21 protein-coding genes and 1 tRNA gene are annotated in these 21,063 nt (G+C 66.3%); 16 read left to right on the forward strand and 6 right to left on the reverse strand.

From position 1 onward, the window contains the following. Positions 1-51: 51 nt before the first annotated feature. Together QTH97_RS08870 and mutM are read right to left on the reverse strand one after the other, a co-directional pair. Entirely contained in the window at positions 52-2,013 is a 1,962-nt protein-coding gene (locus tag QTH97_RS08870; protein ID WP_286567759.1) for a dynamin family protein, read from the reverse strand. 75 nt (positions 2,014-2,088) lie between these two features. Next, positions 2,089-2,904 carry a bifunctional DNA-formamidopyrimidine glycosylase/DNA-(apurinic or apyrimidinic site) lyase gene (gene mutM, locus QTH97_RS08875; protein WP_286567760.1) on the reverse strand — a complete coding sequence of 272 codons (816 nt, stop codon included), beginning with the start codon at positions 2,902-2,904 and terminating at the stop codon, positions 2,089-2,091. Between the two features lie 81 nt (positions 2,905-2,985). On the opposite strand from mutM, the gene QTH97_RS08880 reads away from it, so the two are divergent. The 8 genes from QTH97_RS08880 (at position 2,986) to QTH97_RS08915 (ending at position 9,354) form a co-directional block, all read left to right on the forward strand. Further along, positions 2,986-4,812: a tetratricopeptide repeat protein gene (locus QTH97_RS08880; RefSeq protein ID WP_286567761.1), complete on the forward strand. Its 1,827-nt coding sequence runs from the start codon at positions 2,986-2,988 to the stop codon at positions 4,810-4,812. Next, on the forward strand, positions 4,809-5,309 hold the full coding sequence (locus tag QTH97_RS08885) for a lipoprotein insertase outer membrane protein LolB (RefSeq protein ID WP_286567762.1): 501 nt from the start codon (positions 4,809-4,811) through the stop codon (positions 5,307-5,309). The genes QTH97_RS08880 and QTH97_RS08885 overlap by 4 nt, the downstream gene beginning before the upstream one ends. Next, a complete protein-coding gene (ispE, locus tag QTH97_RS08890; RefSeq protein WP_286567763.1) occupies positions 5,306-6,166 on the forward strand; it encodes a 4-(cytidine 5'-diphospho)-2-C-methyl-D-erythritol kinase in 861 nt (286 codons plus the stop codon). The genes QTH97_RS08885 and ispE overlap by 4 nt, the downstream gene beginning before the upstream one ends. A gap of 67 nt (positions 6,167-6,233) precedes the next feature. Continuing rightward, positions 6,234-6,310 (forward strand) — tRNA-Gln (locus tag QTH97_RS08895). A 77-nt stretch (positions 6,311-6,387) separates the two neighbouring features. Next, positions 6,388-7,365, forward strand: a complete 978-nt coding sequence (locus QTH97_RS08900; protein WP_286567764.1) for a ribose-phosphate pyrophosphokinase — start codon at positions 6,388-6,390, stop codon at positions 7,363-7,365. A 96-nt stretch (positions 7,366-7,461) separates the two neighbouring features. Further along, positions 7,462-8,115, forward strand: a complete 654-nt coding sequence (locus QTH97_RS08905) for a 50S ribosomal protein L25/general stress protein Ctc (RefSeq protein ID WP_286567765.1) — start codon at positions 7,462-7,464, stop codon at positions 8,113-8,115. Between the two features lie 113 nt (positions 8,116-8,228). Beyond that, positions 8,229-8,861 (forward strand): aminoacyl-tRNA hydrolase, encoded by a 633-nt coding sequence (gene pth / locus QTH97_RS08910; protein ID WP_286567766.1) that lies wholly within the window; start codon positions 8,229-8,231, stop codon positions 8,859-8,861. A 37-nt stretch (positions 8,862-8,898) separates the two neighbouring features. After that, complete coding sequence (locus QTH97_RS08915) at positions 8,899-9,354, forward strand: hypothetical protein (RefSeq protein ID WP_286567767.1); 456 nt, start codon at positions 8,899-8,901, stop codon at positions 9,352-9,354. On the opposite strand, the gene QTH97_RS08920 is transcribed toward QTH97_RS08915, so the two are convergent. Further along, positions 9,351-9,659 (reverse strand): YfhL family 4Fe-4S dicluster ferredoxin, encoded by a 309-nt coding sequence (locus QTH97_RS08920; protein ID WP_286567768.1) that lies wholly within the window; start codon positions 9,657-9,659, stop codon positions 9,351-9,353. The two genes, QTH97_RS08915 and QTH97_RS08920, sit on opposite strands and share 4 nt — an antisense overlap. 119 nt (positions 9,660-9,778) lie before the next feature. On the opposite strand from QTH97_RS08920, the gene QTH97_RS08925 reads away from it, so the two are divergent. From QTH97_RS08925 to QTH97_RS08950, 6 genes are all read left to right on the forward strand, one after another. Further along, positions 9,779-10,729, forward strand: a complete 951-nt coding sequence (locus QTH97_RS08925; RefSeq protein ID WP_286567769.1) for an ABC transporter permease — start codon at positions 9,779-9,781, stop codon at positions 10,727-10,729. 94 nt (positions 10,730-10,823) lie between these two features. After that, entirely contained in the window at positions 10,824-11,705 is an 882-nt protein-coding gene (locus tag QTH97_RS08930) for an ABC transporter permease (RefSeq protein ID WP_286567770.1), read from the forward strand. 8 nt (positions 11,706-11,713) lie between these two features. Further along, positions 11,714-12,703, forward strand: coding sequence for an ABC transporter ATP-binding protein (locus QTH97_RS08935; RefSeq protein ID WP_286567771.1), 990 nt, complete (start codon positions 11,714-11,716; stop codon positions 12,701-12,703). Continuing rightward, entirely contained in the window at positions 12,700-13,533 is an 834-nt protein-coding gene (locus QTH97_RS08940) for an ATP-binding cassette domain-containing protein (protein ID WP_286567772.1), read from the forward strand. Before QTH97_RS08935 ends, QTH97_RS08940 begins: the two co-directional genes overlap by 4 nt. A gap of 82 nt (positions 13,534-13,615) precedes the next feature. Further along, a complete protein-coding gene (locus QTH97_RS08945) occupies positions 13,616-15,106 on the forward strand; it encodes an ABC transporter substrate-binding protein (protein WP_286567773.1) in 1,491 nt (496 codons plus the stop codon). Continuing rightward, on the forward strand, positions 15,097-16,509 hold the full coding sequence (locus tag QTH97_RS08950; protein ID WP_444813405.1) for an amidase: 1,413 nt from the start codon (positions 15,097-15,099) through the stop codon (positions 16,507-16,509). Before QTH97_RS08945 ends, QTH97_RS08950 begins: the two co-directional genes overlap by 10 nt. Before the next feature lie 26 nt (positions 16,510-16,535). Here QTH97_RS08950 and QTH97_RS08955 read toward each other — a convergent pair whose 3' ends face one another. Then, positions 16,536-17,411, reverse strand: coding sequence for a LysR family transcriptional regulator (locus QTH97_RS08955; protein WP_286567774.1), 876 nt, complete (start codon positions 17,409-17,411; stop codon positions 16,536-16,538). Positions 17,412-17,521: 110 nt separating this feature from the next. Here QTH97_RS08955 and QTH97_RS08960 point away from each other — a divergent pair, with 110 nt between their 5' ends. Further along, entirely contained in the window at positions 17,522-17,920 is a 399-nt protein-coding gene (locus QTH97_RS08960) for a tautomerase family protein (protein ID WP_286567775.1), read from the forward strand. Positions 17,921-17,978: 58 nt separating this feature from the next. Then, positions 17,979-19,331 (forward strand): tetratricopeptide repeat protein, encoded by a 1,353-nt coding sequence (locus QTH97_RS08965; RefSeq protein WP_286567959.1) that lies wholly within the window; start codon positions 17,979-17,981, stop codon positions 19,329-19,331. 11 nt (positions 19,332-19,342) lie between these two features. Here QTH97_RS08965 and glxR read toward each other — a convergent pair whose 3' ends face one another. Both glxR and QTH97_RS08975 read right to left on the reverse strand, forming a co-directional pair. Further along, a complete protein-coding gene (glxR, locus tag QTH97_RS08970) occupies positions 19,343-20,221 on the reverse strand; it encodes a 2-hydroxy-3-oxopropionate reductase (protein ID WP_286567776.1) in 879 nt (292 codons plus the stop codon). Between the two features lie 20 nt (positions 20,222-20,241). After that, entirely contained in the window at positions 20,242-21,030 is a 789-nt protein-coding gene (locus QTH97_RS08975) for an HpcH/HpaI aldolase family protein (protein WP_286567777.1), read from the reverse strand. Between the last annotated feature and the right edge of the window lie 33 nt (positions 21,031-21,063).

The raw sequence follows: 21,063 nt of genomic DNA on the forward strand, positions 1-21,063 counted from the left end.
CCGGTGAGGGGGTGGGCGGCTACACGAAGTGAGCCAACCTGGGGGAGAGCCTCATGCTGCACTGAGTTCACTGCGAGCTGCAGAGGCATTCGGCGCCTCGTTGCTCGCGAGCGCCGATGTCAATTCGCCCAGGCGCCGATGCAGCTCGGCAAGATTGGCCTCTTGCGCGGCGAGTTCGGCCAGCCGCTCGTCGAGATTGCCCGCAGCACCCTGGATGCGTTCAACCGCTTCGATCCGCTTGGTGAAGGTACGGCGCCGCTCCTTGAGTTGCGCGTCGAGCTGGGCACCCGCACCCTTGCTCCAGCGCTCGACCTCGGTCATGGCAGCCTCGTTGACCACCCGAAGCCGGCTCGCCAGCGCGCGCACCAGCTTGTCGCAGAAATCCGGCTGCGCCAGCTTCAGCAGGTTGCCGACGCCAAGATAGTGGACATGACTGCGCTCGATCTGCGTCAGTTGCTGCTCGAACCCCGACAGATCGGGCTCGGCCGGCGCCTGCAAGGTAAAGCCGTGCTCCGCATTGAGCTGGCGGAAGGTCGCGTGCAGCATCGACTGGATCTCGGCGGTCGTCGCCTGGACCTCGCGCAGGTTGTTGCGCAGCGCGTCGAAGGTTTCGCCGTACACCTTGCGCACGTTGAATTTGATGCCGCGGCGCTTCAGGGCCGCCGCGAGGTGCCCCATGTCCGCCTTGAGCGCTGTGCTGCCGAGCACCGCGTACACCTCGCGCAGCAACTTTCCCTGCACCGACCTCAAGGCCAGGATGCGGGTGTTGCTGCCTTCGAATTCGGTCTGCTCCTGCTCGATGCGCGTTCGCATGTGCCGGATGACCGAACCATTCTTGCCACGCAGGCCCTGCAATTCGAGCGCCTGCTCGGACAGGTCACGCTGGCGGACGTTGAGAATGCGCGCCGCCTCGGTCCGCAGGGACGCGATGCCGGCATCCACGGCAAGCCGGAGCATGGTCTCGCGCTTGCCGAGCAGACCTTCGCCGAGCACGGCTTCGAGCGCGGGAAGGCGGCTGGCCTGCAGCAGCGGGACATCGCGGCGGATCTTGGCCTGCAACCCCTTCTGCGCGGAAACCGGCAGCACCTGCGACAGCGGCACGCCGAGCAACTCGGCGGCGCCCTTGCGCTGGCGCTGGATCTGCGCATCGACTTGCGCCGGCGTGCTCAGGATGTCCCACATGGTGTCGATCTTGTTCAGCACCACGATGCGGGTTTCGCTGACATCGCCCTCGGTCACGAGGTGCTCGCGCCAGATCGAGAGATCGGATCGCGTCACGCCGGTGTCGGCGCCCAGGATGAACACCACGGCATGGGCCTGCGGGATCAGGCTCACCGTCAGTTCGGGCTCGGCGCCGATCGCGTTGAGGCCCGGCGTGTCGAGAATCACCAGGCCCTGTTCGAGCAAGGGATGCGGCATGTTCAGCACCGCATGGCGCCAGCGGGGAATCTCGACGCGGCCGTCAGAGTCGGGAACCGGGTTGTCGTCAGGCGCGTCGTCGCTCCAGAAGCCCAGCGCGCGGGCCTCGTCCATCGGGACCCACCGCACCTCGGCGACTTTGCTCATCGTCTGCGAGAGATGCTCCGCGTTCTCGACGTCGATCTCGATCTCGGTCCAGCGTTCAGGCTCGTCGCGCCAATGTGTCAGCGAGTGAGGTTCGAGCCGGGTTTCGATCGGCAGCAGGCGCAGGCTGGGCGGATGGGCGGGGTCGTAGCCCAGCTCGGTCGGGCACATCGTCGTGCGCCCCGCGCTCGCCGGCATGATGCGGCGGCCATACCCGGCAAAGAAGATCGCATTGATCAGCTCGGACTTGCCGCGCGAGAACTCGGCGACGAAAGCGACCATGACCTTGCTGGTGCGCAGCTGCGATTCGACGTCGCGCAGGCGCTCTGCAACGCTCTGGTTCAGCAGTTCGTTCTCATTCAGCCAGTGCGAAAGCCACTTCAGGCGGTGCGCAAAGTTGCGCCGCCAAGCACCATGCTGGTCGAACTGCTGGTTGAAAGAGGCGGTCAATGGGCTAAATGTAAGAGCGGTTTACAAAATATAGCATCGGCATGGCTCTGGAGGCGTCATTCGCCCCGATGAGATTCAGTACTTTTGGCAGTTTGGGCAGAAATATGTGGAACGTTGCCCCTGGCGAACTTGCCGAATGGGGGTTGCGCACACTCTACAGGGCTCTCCGGCGCGGCCATAGACCGTTGCTTCCAACTGGAAGTAACCACGTTGTCCATCGATGTTCGAGAAATCGCGCAGGGTGGTGCCTCCACGCTCGACCGCCCGCGCCAGGATGTCGCGCACCGCCGCATGCAGGCGAGCGGCCCGGGGCCGGCTGATGCGCGAGGCGGACAGCGTGGGGCGAATGCCCGCAAGAAAGAGCGCTTCGGATGCGTAGATGTTGCCCACCCCCACCACGACGTCGCCTGCCAGCAGCACCTGCTTGATGGGCGCCGTGCGCCGCCGCAGCCCCGCGTGGAAGGCGTCCAGATCGAAGGCGTCGCCCAGCGGTTCCATGCCCAGCCCGCCCAGCAGCTTGATCGCCAGCGGCGAAGCCTCGTCCTCCACGTAGACCACCGCGCCGAAGCGACGCGGATCGTTCAAACGCAAGGTGCCACGGCTGGTGACCAGGTCGAAATGGTCGTGCGCTGCCGGCGCCGGCAATGCGGCGTCGAAACGCAGGCTACCCGACATGCCGAGATGCATGAGCAGCAGCCCCGCATCCAGGTCGACCAGCAGGTACTTGCCGCGGCGCCGGACCGCCTGCACCGTGCGACCGACGAGCACGCCCGGTTCCACGGCGAGCGCCCACCGCAAGGGCTTGCCCACGCGCACCGCGTCGATGCGGGCTCCGGCGATGCGATCGGCAAAACCACGACGGGTGACTTCGACTTCGGGGAGTTCGGGCATGGGAGAAGGCTGACACGAAAACTCGCCGGCGCCGAAGCCCCACGCGGCCATCTTGCAAAAGCCTTGGATTATTATGGTTCGATGACCTTCCCGCTCCGCCGATCCCGCCTTGCGGCGGCCGCGTTCCTGGCTCTGACGGGGCTTGCCGCCCAGGCACAGACTGAACCGCCCGCGCCCGCAGCCCCCACCAGCCCGGCCCCCATCATCGAACCCGCCGAGCCCGCCGTGACCCCGGCCGCAGCTTCCAGCGGCACGGACAAGTCCGAAGCGCAACCCTCCGCCATGACGGCAGAGCTCTTCTATGAAGTGCTCATGGGTGAACTCACCGCGCGTTCGGGCGACCCCGGCGCAGGTTACGGCCTCGTGCTGGATGCCGCTCGACGTTCCCGTGACAGCAAGCTCTTCCAGCGCGCCGTCGAGATCGCGCTGCAATCGCGCTCCGGCGATGCCGCGCTGGCTGCGGCCCGCGCGTGGAAGGAGAGCGTGCCGAATTCCCGCGAAGCACGGCGCTTCGAGCTGCAGATCCTGATCGCGCTGAACCGCATCGGCGACACGGTCGAACCCCTGCGCGCCGAAGTGGCCGCCACGCCACAGGTCGAGCGACCTTTTCTCATGGCGGTGATCGCGCGGAACTACGCCCGGGCCACCGACAAGAAGCTGGCGGCGTCGGTCGTCGAACAGGCGCTTTCCGAAGAACTGAAGAGCCCCGCCACCGGCGGCGCCGCCTGGGGTACGGTCGGCCGTCTCCGGCTGGCGGCAGGCGACACTGCCGGAGCCCTCGATGCCGCCATCAAGGGTCAGGAGCTGGACCCCTCGTCGGACGGCCCGGCCTTGCTCGCACTGGAGTTGATGGACCCCAGCCAACCCTTGGCGGAACCGATCGTCAAGCGCTACCTCGCCGGCCCGAAAGCCCAGCCCGAAATGCGCATGGCCTACGCGCGGGTGCTGGTCGAAGGACGCCGCTACGCGGAAGCGACCTCCGAACTGGCGTCGCTCACCGCGGCCCGCCCCGAGCTGCCCGAGCCCTGGCTGCTGCTGGGCAGCCTGCAGGTGCAGGCCCGCCAGGACGCGGCAGCCGAGGCGTCGCTCAGGCGCTACATGTCGCTCGCCAGCTCGCAACGCGACCCGGAGGCGCAGGAGCGCGGGCTCACACAGGCCTATCTGCTGATGGCGCAGTTGTCGGAACGCAAGAAGGACTACGCGGGTGCCGACGGCTGGCTGGCACGCATCGACAACACCGACGACCTGGTCGTCGCCCAGGTGCGCCGCGCCGCGCTGCTCGCTCGGCAAGGCAAGCTGCCTCAGGCGCGCGAACTCGTGCGCAGCCTGCCCGACCGCACCGCGGATGAAAAGAAGCAGAAGTTCCTGGCCGAAGTGCAGCTCCTGCGCGACGCGAAGCAGTACCAGGCGGCCTTCGACATGCTGGCACAAGCCAGCCTGGCAGCGCCCGCCGACACCGACTTGATCTACGACCAGGCCATGGTCGCGGAGAAGCTCAATCGCCTCGATGAAATGGAGCGCCTGCTGCGCCGCCTCATCGAGCTCAAGCCGGACAACCAGAACGCCTACAACGCGCTCGGCTATTCGTTCGCCGATCGCAAGGTGCGGCTGGAGGAAGCCCGCACCTTGATCCAGAAGGCAGTGCAGCTCGCGCCGGACGACCCGTTCATCGCCGACAGCCTGGGCTGGGTCGAATTCCGGCTCGGCAACACCGGGGAAGCAATGCGCATCCTCGAGGATGCCTACAAGCGCCGTCCCGATCCTGAAATCGGCGCGCATCTGGGCGAGGTGTTGTGGGCGGTCGGCCAACGCGACCGCGCGATGACCGTCTGGAAGGAAGCGTCCCTGGCCGATGCAGACAACGAGACGCTGCAGGAAACGCTCAAGCGCCTGCGCGTGAAGCTTTGAATCGACGCCTGGTGCTGACGGCCGGCTGTGCCGGCGCATTGCTGGCCGCCGGCTGCGCCAGCCCTGGCGGTCCGGCGCGACCGGCCGGCGGCAGCACCATCGAAGCCTGGAGCGGCCGGCTTTCGCTGCGCGTCGACAGCCAGCCGGTCCAGACCTTTTCGGCACTCTTCGAACTGCGCGGCGCACCGCAGGCCGGCGACCTCACCCTCACCAGCCCGATCGGCAGCACTCTCGCGCAGCTCCACTGGGCGCCCGGGGAAGCATTGCTCAAGAACGGCAGCGAAACACGGCGCTTCGATTCGGTCGATGCGCTGATCGAGGCTGCGACGGGCGCCGCCATCCCGGTCGGCGCCCTGTTCGCGTGGCTCGCCGGACGCGACGAACGCGTGCCGGGCTGGCGTCCGGATCTTTCCCAGGTCGGCACCGGACGGTTGCAGGCGACCCGCGAGTCGCCCGAGCCGCGAGCCGACCTGCGCATCGTGTTCGAGCGCGCATGAAGGCAATCTACGATCTTCCCGCTCCGGCCAAGCTCAACCTGTTTCTGCACATCACGGGCCGGCGAGCGGATGGGTATCACCTGCTGCAGTCGGTGTTCATGCTGATCGACTGGTGCGACACGCTGCACGTCGAACGGCGCGACGACGGCGTCATCTCTCGCGAGGACCTGACGACAGAACTCCCCGACGACGATCTGATCGTGCGCGCCGCCAAGGCGCTGCAAGGCCATGCGCGGACAGGCCAGGGCGCTCACATCGGGATCGCCAAGCACGTGCCTGCCCAGGCGGGCATGGGCGGCGGCTCTTCCGACGCTGCGACCTGTCTCCTGGCGCTGAATCGGCTGTGGGGCCTGGATCTGCCGCTGCAGAAACTCGAGGAAATCGGCCTCGAGCTCGGTGCAGACGTTCCCTTCTTCTTGCGCGGACACAACGCCTGGGTCGAGGGAATCGGCGAGAAAATCACGCCCATCACCCTGCCCGCCGGCGCCTTCGCGGTCGTGAAGCCACCGGCCGGACTCGATACCCGAATGATTTTTGCAGCACCGGACCTCCAACGCTCAACTCCTGCTGCTATAATCTCGGGCTTTGCTGCACACAGCGAAGCGGAAGTTTCAGGTTTTCGCTTTGACTTCGGTCATAACGACCTGCAGCCGGTTGCCCAGCGGCTCTGCCCCTCGGTCACCGAAGCCATCGAATGGCTCGGTCACCAAGGATTCAATGCCCGCATGACCGGTTCAGGTAGTTCGGTGTTTGCGACAATGCCGCACGAAGCTGAATTGGCCGATGCCCCTCAGGGCTGGCAGGTTCGCAAGTGCAGCAACCTGGCCGTTCATCCCCTCGTGGGCTGGGCGGTCTAGATAATCAGAGCGCTCTGCGGTCTGATGCGACATATATCGGTGGATGGCATTGGCCATCGACCCGTGTAGGGGAGTCGCCAAGCTGGTTAAGGCACTGGATTTTGATTCCAGCATGCAAAGGTTCGAATCCTTTCTCCCCTGCCAAATCTTCATTCAAGAGATTTTTGGCGGCTCCCTCCAGAGCCATTTCGCATTGCCGGATGCACTTTGCCGGGACGCTCATGCAGGCTGCTCACAACCCTGATTTCATGGTTTTCACCGGCAATGCCAATCCTGGCCTTGCCGCGGAAATTTCGCAGCACCTGGGCACTTCGCTCGGTGCAGCCCGTGTCGGTCGTTTTTCCGATGGCGAAGTCACCGTCGAGATCAACCAGAACGTCCGGGCACGCGATGTGTTCGTCGTCCAGTCGACCTGCGCGCCGACCAACGAAAACCTGATGGAACTGCTCATCATGGTCGACGCGCTCAAGCGCGCTTCGGCCGAGCGCATCAGTGCCGTGATCCCCTATTTCGGCTATGCGCGCCAGGATCGCCGCCCCCGGTCGAGCCGGGTGCCGATCTCCGCCAAGGTGGTTGCCAATCTTCTCGAAACGGTGGGAGTGGCCCGCGTGCTGACGATGGACCTGCACGCCGACCAGATCCAGGGTTTCTTCGACATTCCCGTCGACAACATCTACGCGTCGCCGGTGCTGCTGGGCGACCTGCGCCAGAAGAACTACGAAGACCTGATCGTGGTATCGCCCGACGTGGGCGGCGTGGTTCGTGCCCGGGCGCTGGCCAAGCAACTGAATTGCGACCTCGCGATCATCGACAAGCGCCGTCCGCGCGCCAACGTGAGCGAAGTCATGCACGTCATCGGCGAGATCGACGGCCGCAACTGCGTGATCATGGACGACATGATCGACACGGCCGGCACGCTGGTCAAAGCCGCCGAAGTGCTGAAGGAACGCGGCGCCAAGAAGGTGTACGCCTATTGCACGCACCCGATCTTTTCGGGCCCCGCCATCGAGCGGATCGCGCAGGGCTCGGCACTCGACGAGGTGGTCGTGACCGACACGATCCCCCTGAGCGCCGGCGCCAAGGGATGCGGAAAGATCCGCCAACTCTCCGTGGCACCGCTGATCGCCGAGACGATCCAGCGCATCGCCAAGGGCGAGTCGGTCATGAGTTTGTTCTCGGACCAGGAAAACCTCTTCTGAGGTTCGCCTTCCGAGCAAAAAGCCGGGCTTCCTTCGGGGAGCCCATTTTGAAACCGGAGTCGCACTGGTCGCGGTCGACTTCCACAGGAGCCAGTCATGAAATTCGTCGCTTTTGAGCGCGCAAAGCAGGGCACGGGTGCGAGCCGCCGTCTCCGCATCTCGGGCAAGACGCCCGGTATCGTCTACGGTGGCGAAGGCCAACCCCAGCTGATCGAGATCGATCACAACGCGCTGTGGCACGCCCTCAAGAAGGAAGCCTTCCACTCGTCCATCCTCGAAATGGAACTCGCCGGCAACACCACCAAGGTGCTGCTGCGCGACGTGCAATACCACCCGTTCCGTCAGCTCGTGCAGCACATCGACTTCCAACGCGTCGACGCCCGCACCCGCATGACCGTCAAGGTGCCCCTGCACTTCAAGGGTGAGGAAGAGTCCACGGCGGTCAAGCTCGACCACAACCTCGTGAACCACGTGATGAACGAACTCGAAGTCAGCTGCCTGCCGGCCGACCTTCCCGAGTTCATCGAAGTCGACCTCTCGGGCCTGACCAAGAACGCCACCGTCCACGTCAACGACATCAAGCTCCCCAAGGGCCTGAAGTACGTGAGCCACGGCAAGGGCAACCCCGTTGTCGTGTCGGCCGTGTCCCCGCTGGTCGCCGAAGAAACGGCTGCAGCCGAAGGCGCTCCCGCCGAGGGTGCTGCACCCGCAGCCAAGGCTGACGCCAAGGCCCCCGCGAAGAAGAAGTAAGCAGCTTCGCCCAGCCAGAACGGCCCGCCCAGTGCGGGCCGTTTTCATTGGGGCCGACACGAAGTGCGGGAAGCCTGGGGCGAGCAGCAAATCACGAGCAATATCATTCATCCATGATCAAGTTGTTTGTGGGCCTCGGAAATCCAGGCCCGGAATACGAAGCGACGCGGCACAACGCAGGCTTCTGGTGGATCGACGCGCTCGCGCGCGATCTCAAGCTCACCCTCTCGCCGGAGCGCTCCTACCACGGGCTGGTGGCACGCACGCAGGTCGGCGGCAAGCCCTTGTGGCTGCTCGAGCCCCAGACCTTCATGAACCTCTCGGGCAAGTCGGTCGCGGCGCTGGCGCGCTTCTTCAAGATCGAGCCCCAGGAAATCCTGGTGGCGCACGATGAACTCGACGTGGTTCCGGGCCAGGCCAAGCTGAAGCTCGGCGGCAGCCACGCGGGCCACAACGGCTTGCGCGACATCCACGCCCAACTCGGCACGGCGGAGTACTGGCGCCTGCGCCTGGGCATCGGCCACCCGGGCGTGAAGTCGGAGGTCGTCAGCTGGGTGCTGAAGAAGCCTCTCAAGGAACAACGCGAGGCGATCGACGATGCGATCACCCGCACTTTGCACGCCTTCCCGGCGCTGTTGGCCGGCGAGATGGACAAGGCGACTTTGCTCATTCACACGAGCAAGCCGCCGCGACCCAAACCACCGAGGCGCGAGCCCGGCGAGGGGGACGCACCCGCCGCGGGCTAGCGGAAGAGAGAGAGAGAAGAAAAGGGAGCTACAAGAAATGAGACTGTCACACACGCGAATCGCCGCAAGGAGCGCCATCTTGCTGGCGGCGGCATGCCTTCAATGGGATGCCCTCGCCGCGGAGGGCAGCAGCGGAACCTGGCGCTGCGGAAACTCCTACACCGACCGTCCCTGCGAGGGCGGCAGGGCGCTGAAGTTCCAAGACGCGCGCACTGCCGATCAAAGGCGCGAAGCCGACCGGACCACGCGCGACGCACGCATGGCGGCCGACCGCCTGGAGCGCGAGCGCCTGCATCTGGAATCGGTCAGTGCCCGCAGGCAGGCCTCGTTCATCGACAACAAGCCACAGCCAAGAATGGCAACGCCAACGCACCGGGATGCGAACGCCGTGTACAAGATGAAGAAGAGACCGAAGGACCCGGTCTATGTCAGCAGGCAAGACCCGGCATCGCCGCCGAAGAAGAGGGCCTCCAGGTCAGCGGCGGAAAACTAGGATGCGGATGCCGTGGCCGGCGGAGCGCTGTCGGCCGCGCCGCCCTGTGCTGCCTGCTTCGCAGCCGTCAGCCGCTCGAACTTCTGCCACAGCGTCTCGCGCGTCTCGACGTGCTCCGGATGGGTCGGAATGCAGGCAACCGGGCACACCTGAACGCACTGCGGCTCGTCGAAGTGGCCAACGCATTCGGTGCACTTGTGCGGGTCGATCTCGTAGATCTCCACGCCCATATAGATCGCGTCGTTGGGGCACTCCGGCTCGCACACATCGCAGTTGATGCATTCGTCGGTGATCATGAGGGCCATGCCCGCATTATCGATCGGCCCGCCTCCGGGCCGCGTCATGCCGGCCGAAGCCCCCACAGGGGGCCACGCGTTCCCGGGCATGGTCGTTGCGTCAATCGGGTTATGCTGCGCCCCGCCCCATGAGCCTGTTTCTCTTCAAACGCCTCGTGACGCTGATCGCCACCCTGATCGGCGCCTCCGTCATCGTTTTCCTGGTGCTCGAGATCCTGCCCGGCAACGCCGCGCAGATGCTCATGGGCCCGGACGCATCGCCAGACGCCGTGGCGGCCCTTGCCACCAAGCTCGGACTCGACCAGCCGGCATGGACCCGCTACTGGCACTGGATCGGCGGCCTGCTGACCGGCCAGCTCGGCGACAGCTATGCCTACAGCTCGCCGGTGCTCGACTTGATCCTCGAGCGGCTCGCGCTGACCGTGCCGCTGGCATTGCTCGCCATGACCTTCACGACGCTGCTGGCGCTGGTGGTCGGCGTCACCGCCGCGGCCCGCCACAACAAGCTCGGGGACGTCGGCCTGATGGGACTGACGCAGGTGGGCATCGCCATCCCCAACTTCTGGTTCGCGATCCTCCTGATCCTCGTCTTCTCGGTGCAACTGCAATGGTTCTCGGCCGGCGGCTTCGAGGGGTGGGACGAAGGCATCCTCCCGGGCCTGAAGGCATTGCTGCTGCCCGCACTTTCGCTCGCGGTGGTGCAGGCCGCCATCCTCGCGCGCATCACGCGCTCGGCGGTGCTCGAGGTGATGCGCGAGGACTTCGTCCGCACCGCTCGCGCCAAGGGCGTGTCGCAGCGCGCGGTGCTCTGGCGCCACGTGCTGCGCAATGCGCTGATCCCGGTCATCACGGTGATGGGCATGCAGTTCTCCGAACTGCTCGCCGGCACGATCGTGGTCGAGAACGTGTTCTATCTGCCCGGCCTCGGCCGGCTGATCTTCCAGGCCATCAGCAACCGCGACCTGATCGTGGTGCGCAATTGTGTGATGCTGCTGGCCGCGATGGTCGTCATCGTCAACTTCATCGTCGACGTGCTCTACGCAGTGATCGACCCGCGCATAAAAGCATCCGATATATGAGTCCCCCCGGCTTTTCACTTCGCTTCGCTGCGCGCAGCTCCACCCCCCGAGGGGGAAGCCCGGCTCGCCCTGGGGCGGCCCGGCGGCGGGCGCCATGAGCGCCCTTCCGGTCGGCGTCCCGAGCGCGGCTGCCTTCAAGGTGCCGGGCTTCTGGCGTCGAGCATTGCATCACCGCAGCTTTGCGATCGGCGCAGCTCTCACCTTGCTGTTGCTGCTGGCCGCGTCGGTGTCCCTCGTCTGGACGCCCTGGTCGCCTTACGAAATGGACCTGGCCAGCAAGCTGCAGCGGCCCAGCGCCGCGCACTGGCTGGGCACCGACACCTTCGGGCGCGACGTGGCATCGCTGCTGCTGGTCGGCGCGCGCGCGTCCATCCTGGTCGGGGTGATCGCGGTCGGCATCGGCCTCACGGTCGGTACGGCGCTCGGCCTGCTCGCCGCGGCCAGGCGCGGATGGGTGGAAGAAGCGATCATGCGCTTCACCGACTTCTCGATGGCCTTTCCCGCGATCCTCTCGGCGATCATGATGACGGCGGTGTTCGGCGCGGGCATCGTCAACGCGATCATCGCGATCGGCATCTACAACATCCCGACCTTCGCGCGCATCACGCGTGCATCGGCCAATGCGATCTGGTCGCGCGAGTACATCGCCGCCGCGCGCGCCTGCGGCAAGGGCTCGTTCGCGATCACGATGCAGCACGTGCTGCCGAACATCTCGGCGGTGCTGATCGTGCAGATAACGATCCGCTTTGCGGTGGCGATCCTGGCCGAAGCGGCCCTCTCCTACCTCGGGCTCGGCACGCAGCCGCCTCAACCGTCGTGGGGCCGAATGCTCAGCGAGGCGCAGACCATGATGTTCCAGGCGCCCTTGCTTGCAGTGTTTCCGGGCATGGCCATCGCATTCGCCGTGCTCGGCCTCAACCTGCTCGGCGATGGCCTGCGAGACCTTCTGGACCCGCGCCTCGCACGCGCACGCTGAACCCCGACATGCCTCTTCTCGAAGTCAACAATCTCCACGTCCAGCTGCAGACGCAGCGCGGCCCGGCCGAAGCGGTGCGGGGCATCGGCTTCACGCTGGAGCGCGGCGAGACGCTCGGCATCGTCGGCGAATCCGGTTGCGGCAAGTCGATCACGGTGCAATCGCTGATGGGGCTGCTGCCGTCCAGCGCCAAGGTGACGGGCAGCATCCGCTTCGACGGCACCGAGTTGGTCGGCCTGCCCGAACGCGACATGTGCGAAATGCGCGGCAACCGGATAGGCATGATCTTCCAGGAGCCCATGACGGCGCTGAACCCGGTCCACACGATCTCGCGACAGGTGGGCGAGCCGCTGCGGCTGCACCGCGGCCTGTCAAATGCCGAGGCCCGCAAGGAGGCTCTGGCGCTGCTCGAACGTGTCGGCATCCCCGACGCCGCATCGCGTCTCGACGCCTATCCGCATCAGTTTTCCGGCGGCCAGCGCCAGCGCATCGGCATCGCGATGGCACTGGCCTGCGGACCGGACCTGCTGATTGCCGACGAACCGACCACCGCGCTCGACGTCACGATCCAGAAGCAGATCCTCGAACTCATCCGCGGGCTGGTCGCGGAGCGCGGCATGGCGTTGATCCTGATTTCGCACGATCTCGGCGTGATCGCGCAGAGCGTCTCGAAGATGCTCGTGATGTACGGCGGCAGCGTGGTCGAGAGCGGCCCGACCGCCACGGTCTTTGCCGAGCGTGCCCATCCGTACACCCAAGGCCTGTTCGCTGCCCGGCCAGCGCTGGGCGCACCGCGCGGTGTGAAGCTCGCGACGATCCAGGGCAGCGTGCCCGAGTTGGTGGACCTGCCTGCCGGATGTCCGTTTGCGGGGCGCTGCGGCTACACGGTCGACGCCTGCCTTGCGACGCGACCGCCTCCCGTCCCGCTGCCGCATGACCACCACGTGCGCTGCATCCGACTCGACGAGATTGCCGCCGAGGAAGGAGCGGACGCATGACGGACCGCTTCGATCCCGACCCGCATTCCGCCGCGCTGCTTGAAGTCACCGACCTCGTGCGCCACTACACCCTGCCGCGCGAGCGCCTGTTCAGCCCGCCGCCGATGGTCAAGGCGCTCAACGGCGTGAGCTTCGGCATTCGCCCGGGCCAGAGCCTGGGCATCGTCGGCGAATCGGGCTCGGGCAAGTCGACCATCGCGCGGCTGGTGATGGCACTCGACCGGCCGACCTCGGGCAGCGTGAAGCTGCTTGGCCGCGATCTGCACGCACTGCCCAAGGACCAGTTGCGTGCGGCGCGGCGCGATGTGCAGATGGTGTTCCAGGACCCCTACGGCTCGCTCGACCCGCGCCAGACAGTGGCGCGCATCGTTGCCGAGCCCCTCGAAGCGCTCGCCGAGACCAGCCGCGCGGAGCAGCGCGAGCGTGCCGGCGAGTCACTCGCCGCCGTGGGCCTGCGCACCAGCGACCTGCACAAGTACCCGCACGAGTTCTCCGGCGGCCAGCGGCAGCGCATCGCGATCGCACGTGCGCTGATCACGCGACCCAGGCTCATCGTGGCCGACGAGCCGGTGAGCGCGCTCGACGTCTCCGTCCAGGCCCAGGTGCTCAACCTGATGCAGGACCTGCAACAGCAGTTCGGCATCAGCTACCTGCTGATCAGTCATGACCTCGCGGTGGTGAACCATCTGTGCGATGCAGTCTGCGTGCTGCACCGCGGCCTGGTGGTCGAGCGCGGTGCGCCGCAGCAACTTTTCGCGCACGCGAAGCACCCCTACACCCAGGCGCTGCTGGCCGCCGTGCCACGGCCCGAACCGGTGGCCGCGCCATGAGCCTCCTTGCCGCGCGGGCGGCAGTTCGCGATGATGTAACGTTGTATTTCCATACCCTCAGCTTTTCCCTGGAGCCTTGACCATGTTGAATCGCCGCACCCTCCTGACCACCGCCGCACTCGCCACCGTGCCGCTCGCGCTGCCGCAGGCCGCACTGGCGCAGGGACGCAAGGACTCGATGGTGCTGGGGATGACGCTGGAACCGCCGGGGCTGGACCCGACCGCCGGCGCCGCCGCCGCCATCGCCGAGATCGTCCAGTACAACATCCTGGAGACTCTCACCAAGATCAACGCCGACGGCAGCGTCTCGCCACTGCTGGCAGAAAGCTGGGAAGTCTCACCCGACCTGCGCACCTACACCTTCAAGCTGAGGCGCGGCGTCAAGTTCCAGAACGGCGAACCATTCAATGCCCAGGCGGTCAAGTTCTCCTTCGACCGGGCCGGCGGCGAGAAGAGCACCAACAAGGACAAGCGCACCTTCGCGAACATCACCACGCAGGTGGTCGACGACTACACGGTGGTGCTGATCAACAAGGAAATCGACCCTGACCTGCCCTTCGTGCTGGGTCAGGCCACCGCCGTCATCGTCGAGCCGAAGAGCGCCGAGACCAACGCCACCAAGCCCGTGGGCACCGGCCCCTACAAGCTCGACAGCTGGAACAAGGGCAGTTCGCTGGTCCTGAGCAAGTGGGATGGTTTTCGCAACCCGGCCGCTGCGAAGCTCAACAAGGTCACCTTCCGCTTCATCTCCGATCCGGCCGCGCAGGCGGCTTCGCTGCTGGCCGGCGACGTGGATGCGTTCCCGCGCATCGCCACGCGCGTGGTGCCGCAGTTCAAGAACAACCCGCAGTACCAGGTGATCCTCGGCGGCTCGCGCGCCAAGACCATCCTGGCGATGAACAACAAGAGGAAGCCGCTGGACGATGTGCGCGTGCGACGTGCGATCTCCATGGCCATCGACCGCAAGGCCGTGATCGAAGGCGCGGCCGACGGCTTCGGCGTGCCCATCGGCAGCCACTACGTGCCCGGTGCCGCCGGCTACGTCGACACCACGGCCGTGAACCCCTTCAACATCGAGAAGGCCAAGCAGTTGTTGGCCGAGGCCGGCGTGAAGACACCGCTCGAACTCACGATGACGCTGCCGCCGCCGCCGTATGCCCGCCAGGGTGGCGAGGTGATCGCCGCGCAACTGGCCAAGATCGGCATCAACGTGAAGATCCAGAACGTCGAATGGGCGCAGTGGCTCAGCGGCACCTACGGCAACAAGGACTACGACCTCAGCATCGTTTCGCACGTCGAGCCCTTCGACCTCGGCAATTACGCCAAGTCTGACTACTACTGGGGCTACCAGTCGAAGGAATTCAACACGCTGTTCGACAAGATCAAGGCGACGGGCAACACCGCGGAGCGCAACAAGCTGCTGGGCGATGCGCAGAAGGTGCTGGCCAACGATGCCGCCAATGCCTTCCTGTTCCAGCCCCAGTTCCCGGTGATCGCGAAGAAGGGGGTCAAGGGCCTCTGGAAGGAGATGCCGATCTTCGTCAACGACCTGTCGGCGCTGTCGTGGTCGTGAGCAACGCGCTGCACGACCTGTCCGCGCAGGAACTGATCGCAGCCTACCGGGAAGGGCGCCTCTCGCCGGTCGAGGTCACGCAGTCCGTGCTCGACCGCATCGAGCGCTGGGAACCTCGCCTGCAGGCCACCTGGCTGCTGCGGCCCGAAGCCGCGCTCGAACAGGCGCGTGCCTCCGAAGCTCGGTGGCGGCGCGGCGAGCCGCTGGGTCCGCTCGACGGCGTGCCCACGACCATCAAGGAAAACATCGCGACGCGCGGGGACCCGATGCCGGCCGGCACCGCCGCCGTCGAACTGCGGCCCGCCGAGGCCGATGCCCCGCCCGCCGCGCGTCTGAAGGAAGCCGGCGCGGTGATCGTCAGCAAGACGACGATGCCCGACTACGGGATGCTGTCCTCGGGGCTGTCGAGCTTCCACAAGCTGGCGCGCAACCCCTGGGATTTGTCGAAGACCCCCGGTGGTTCCAGCGCCGGTGCCGGCGCCGCCGCCGCCGCAGGCTATGGCCCGCTGCACATCGGCACCGACATCGGCGGCTCGCTGCGCCTGCCGGCCGGCTGGTGCGGCATCTTCACCCTCAAGCCCAGCCTGGGCCGCATCCCCATCGACCCGCCCTACATGGGCCGGGCCGCCGGTCCGATGACACGCACGGTCGGTGATGCGGCGTTGATGATGCAGACGCTCTCGCAGCCCGATGCACGCGACAGCATGAGCCTGCCCGAGCAGGAGATCGCCTGGTCGTCCTTCGATGTGGGCACCGATCACCTGCGCGGCCTGCGTATCGGCCTGCTGCTGGACGCCGGCTGCGGCCTGGCGGTCGATCCGGAGATCCATGCCGCCGTCGAGCACGCGGCCCGCCTCTTTGAAAAGGCCGGCGCCATCGTGGAGCCGATGCAGCCCTTCATGTCGCGGGCGATGCTCGATGGCATGGACCATCTGTGGCGCATGCGTTCGCTGGTCGACATGAACGCGCTGAGGCCCGAGCAGCGCGCCAGGGTCCTGCCCTACATCCGCGAATGGGCGGAGAGCGCCGCGGGCTTCAGCGGCGAGCATGTGTTCCGCGCCTTCAGCCAGTTCCACACCACCCGCGTCGCGACCGTGGCCGCCTGTGCGAGGTACGACTACGTGATCTCGCCCACGGCGCCCAACGCCCCGGCCTCCGCCGAGTTGCCCTCGCCGACCAACGACCCGCTGCGGCCGCTGGAGCACATCGGCTTCACGGTGCCGTTCAACATGTCGGAGCAACCGGCGTCATCGATCAACTGCGGCTACACCACGAGTGGCTTGCCGATCGGCTTGCAGATTGCCGGGCACCGCTTCGACGACCTGGGTGTGCTGCAGGTGTCGCGGGCTTTCGAACTGATCCGCGAACCGCAGCGGCCCTGGCCGCAACCGCCTCGCGACTGACGAGGCGTTCCTCCGCTCGCGGCATCTCAAACGAGATGCGATGTCAGCAACTCGCGCGCTCGCGTCACGAATTCCGTTTCGCCGCGGCGCGCGGGCAGGAAGTGAAAGGCCACGCGCGGCAATGCCGGCAATCCGTGCGGCGTCGCCAAGCGCGCCACCCCTTCGCACAGCGCCGATTCGTTGAGACAGGCCACGCCCAGGCCAGCCGCCAAGGCCGATTGAAGGCCGGCAACGCCCGACGCCACATGCGCCACGACGTAGGGCACGCCACGCTGTCGCAGCAGTTTGACTGTGAACTGGTGCAGCGAACACGTGTCGGGCAAGACGAGAAGACGCAAGGGCTCGTCACGCTGGAGGCGCCTTCCCTCCGCGCCCATCCACGCCAGCGATTCACGGCGCAGCACGGCCGTGCGAGCCTGCTCGTCCGACCTTGAACCGCCGGCGTTGCCTGGAATACGCATCGACAGCCCCACGTCGAAATCGCCGCGCGCGTAGCCCGCCTCGATGGCGCCGCTTTTCATGACGCTCACATTCAGGCGCACTTGCGGATAGCTCTCCCCCAACCGGCCCAGCAGGCGCGCGAGTTCGCCGGGCCGGAAGTAGTCGGTGACCGCGAGCCGGAGTTCGCCCTGCAGCGATTCGCCGCGCAAGTCGCGGAACGCCTCGTCACTCAATGCGAGGATCCTGCGCGCATGCCCGACCAGGCGAAGCCCTGCGGGCGTGGGCGTCACTCCCGCCTTGCTGCGCGTCAGCAAGGACTGCCCCACCCGCTCCTCCAGCTTGCGCATCTGCTCGCTCACGGCGGACTGCGACAGGAAGACCACCGGTGCCGCAGCGGTCAGGCTGCCGGCCTCGACGACCGCGACCAGCGTCTTCAATTGCTCGATGTCGAACGATTGCATGCTCTTTATCCATTCGAATAACCGATGGAAATCATCATATCTTCCCGCTTTTCAGATGCTTCCACCTTTTCCACAATGACACCTCATTCATCGCAGGAAAGGACCACACCATGCCGCACATCGTCGTTCAACTCTCTGGCCATCCTGACGCGCAACTCACCCGGCGCGTCGTCGACAAGGTGGCCGAACTCACACAGACCGTGCTCGACAAGAAGCTGCCGGTGATCGCGATCACGGTGCAGTACATCGCGGCCGACGCCTGGTTCATCGGCGGCCAGTCACTGGCGGAACTCGGCAAGTCGGCGTTCCACCTCGACATCAGCATCACCGATGAGACCAACACCAAGGCGGAGAAGGCGCGCTATCTTCGCGAAATCCACGCGGCGATGGCGGCGCTGCGGAGCAATCTGCACGAGGTGTCGTATGTCCATCTGATCGACGCCCGCGCGGCCGCCTACGGCTACGGCGGCAAGACGCAGGAATACCGCCACCAGCAAGCCGGCGTCTGATCGCAGGCCGATCCGGGGCGTGGCAACATGAGGGAACTCTCCGACCCGAGCCCCAGGAATCGCCTTGAGTTCAGCCACCCGCTTCACCGACAGCCTCGGCAATCCGCTCAGCCTCGCAGACCCCACGAGCGTGGGCGCCGTCAACGCCTTCGTCGAAGGCTTCATCTCGTGCGAGGCGCGCGCAGTGGACGTGCTCGCGGCCGAGAATGACCCGAGCCCCATCGTGCAGGCCTACTGCGCGACGCTGCACCTGTTTGCAGAATCGCGGGATGCCGTCGCCAACGCGCGCCCGTTCATCTTGCGCGCGCAGGCCGCCGCCGGCGCCACGCTCCGGGAGCAGCGCTACATCGCCGCCATCGCGGCCTGGGCGGACGGCGACATCGCGCGGGCGATTGCGCTTCATCACGAGCAGGTTCGCGAGCATCCGCGCGATCTGGCTTCGCTCAAGCTCGGGCAATACCACTGCTTCAACACCGGCGACTGCCCGGGCATGCTGCGACTCGCCCTGGCGGCACTGCCTGCAGCGGGCGAAGTGCCCTACCTGCATGGCATGGCCGCCTTCGGCTATGAACAATGCCACCTGATGCGCGAGGCCGAGGCCAGCGCGCGCCAGGCGATCTCGATGGAGCGCAAGGAGCCCTGGGCGCACCATGCACTGGGCCATGTGATGCTCACCGAAGGCCGGCTGAGCGAAGGGCTGGCGTTCATGTGCAGCGTGAGCGACACCTGGGTCGGCCTCAACTCGTTCATGGTCACGCACAACTGGTGGCACGTGGCCCTTTTCCTCATCGACCTGGGTCGAGACGAGGAGGCGCTGGAAATCTACGACCGCCAGGTATGGGGTGTAGTCAAGGCGTATTCGCAGGACCAGATCGGGGCCGTCTCGTTGCTGGCGCGCTTCGAACTGGCGGGCATCGATGTGGGCAACCGCTGGCTGGACCTCGCCGAGCATCTGGCGCTCCGGCTCGATGATCACGTGCTGCCGTTTCTCGATCTGCAGTATCTGTATGGATTGGCGCGCGCCGGAAGACCCGAGGCCGACAGGCTGATGCGGAACATCGAAGCCTTTGCGCCGAAAGCACCGCCGTCGACGCGGGATGCATGGCAACGCGTATGCGTACCGGCTGCGCACGGCCTGCACGCGCATGCTCGCGGGGATTTCGACTCAGCGATCGAAGGGCTGGGAATGGCGCTGCCCCGCCTCATCGAGATCGGCGGAAGCCACGCGCAGCGGGACTTGTTCGAGCAGGTCTACCTCGATGCGCTGATCCGACGCGGCACCGAGGCCACGCTGACCGGCGCGCAAGGCATCCTGCAGCGGCAAGTCAACGGGCAGCCAGAATCCAAGCGGCTGCGCCGACAAACCGAGGCAGTCTATGCGCGCCTCGGCCTGCCGGGATTCGATCGCTGAACAGCGCCGCGTCAGTCTGGCGCGACTTCGTGCGCCGCCATCTGCTCCAGCGCCTTGACGAGGGCCGAGTGGTCCAGTTGATCCCATCCGTGCGCAGCGCAGGACTGCATCAGTTGCGCAGCCGAAGCGGTCTGCGGCAGCGCCACGCCCATCGACTTCGCACCCGCCAGTGCAAGGCTCAGGTCCTTCTGATGCAACGCGATGCGGAAGCCGGGGTTGAAAGTGCGCTTGATCATGCGCTCGCCATGCACTTCGAGGATGCGGCTGGCCGCGAACCCACCCATCAGCGCCTGGCGCACCTTGGCCGGATCGGCGCCTGCCTTGCTGGCAAACAGCAGCGCCTCGCCCACGGCGGCGATATTGAGCGCCACGATGATCTGGTTGGCCACCTTGGTGGTCTGGCCATCCCCGTTGCCGCCGACGAGCGTGATGTTCTTGCCCATGGCCTCGAAAAGCGGCTTGGCGCGCTCGAACACCGCCTCGTCGCCGCCGACCATGATGGTCAGGCTCGCAGCCTTGGCACCCACTTCGCCGCCGGAGACGGGCGCGTCGAGGTAGTCGCAGCCGAGTTCGTTGATCTTCTTGGCGAAGCGCTTGGTCTCGATCGGCGCGATCGAGCTCATGTCGATCACGAGCTTGCCCTTCGTGAGACCCGAGGCGACACCGTCCTCGCCGAACAGCACGGTCTCGACATCCGGTGTGTCCGGCAGCATCAGGATCACGACATCGGCCGCGCGCGCGACATCGGCATTGCTGGCGCAGGCGGTCGCTGTCTTCAGCGCGTCGGGCACCTTGCTGCGCGTGCGCACGAACATCTCGTGGCCGGCCTGCATGAGGTTCTGCGCCATCGGCGCGCCCATGATGCCGAGTCCGATGAATCCGATCTTCATATGGAGGTCCCTTTCAGTTTTCAGTAGGAGGTGGAGCCGGCCGCAGCCGGCTTGGCGCGCATCTTCGCGAGCACCTGCTGGGCGCCTGCGGCGATGAGCCGCGCGTCGGAGCTGACGGTGACGAACTGGAAGCCCTTCGCCACGCGCGCAAGTGCACCCTCGGCCGTGCCATTGTGGATGCCGGCGACCAGGCCGTGCGCCTTGGCGCGTTCGAGCACGTGATCGATGGCCTGCGCGACCGGCGGATCGACGTCGTCGAACACCGGCCGGCAGCCCAGCGCGAGCGAGAGGTCCGAGGGGCCGATGTAGACCGCATCCAGCCCCTCGACCGACATGATCGCGTCGAGGTTTTCGAGCGCCTGCGCCGTCTCGATCATCGCGAAGGTGACGATGGTGTCGTTGGCATGCTGCGCGTAGTCCGAGCCGCCGTACAGCAAGGCCCGCACCGGCCCGAAGCTGCGCGTGCCGCGCGGCGCGTAGTGCGTGTAGGCCACGAGCCGCGCGGCCTCGTCGGCTGTGCTGATCATGGGACAGATGACGCCGTAGGCGCCGGCATCGAGCGCCTTCATCAGCGCGCTCGGCTCGAGCCAGGGGACCCGCACGACCGGCACGGTGTCCGTGGTGGAGATGGCCTGCAGCATGGGAATCATCGACTGGTAGTCGACTACGCCATGCTGAAGGTCGATGGTCAGCGAATCCCAGCCCTGGTGGGCCATGGTCTCGGCGGAAAAGCCGTTCGGAATCGCGAGCCAGCCGTTGACGGCGGCCCCTCCTGATTTCCACAGCGTTCGCAAGCGGTTCTCTCTCATGGGGCGCTCCTTGGTTTTGTGATTGTGCGACCC

This window comes from Variovorax gracilis, assembly GCF_030317115.1.
GTDB classification, from domain to species: domain Bacteria; phylum Pseudomonadota; class Gammaproteobacteria; order Burkholderiales; family Burkholderiaceae_C; genus Variovorax; species Variovorax gracilis.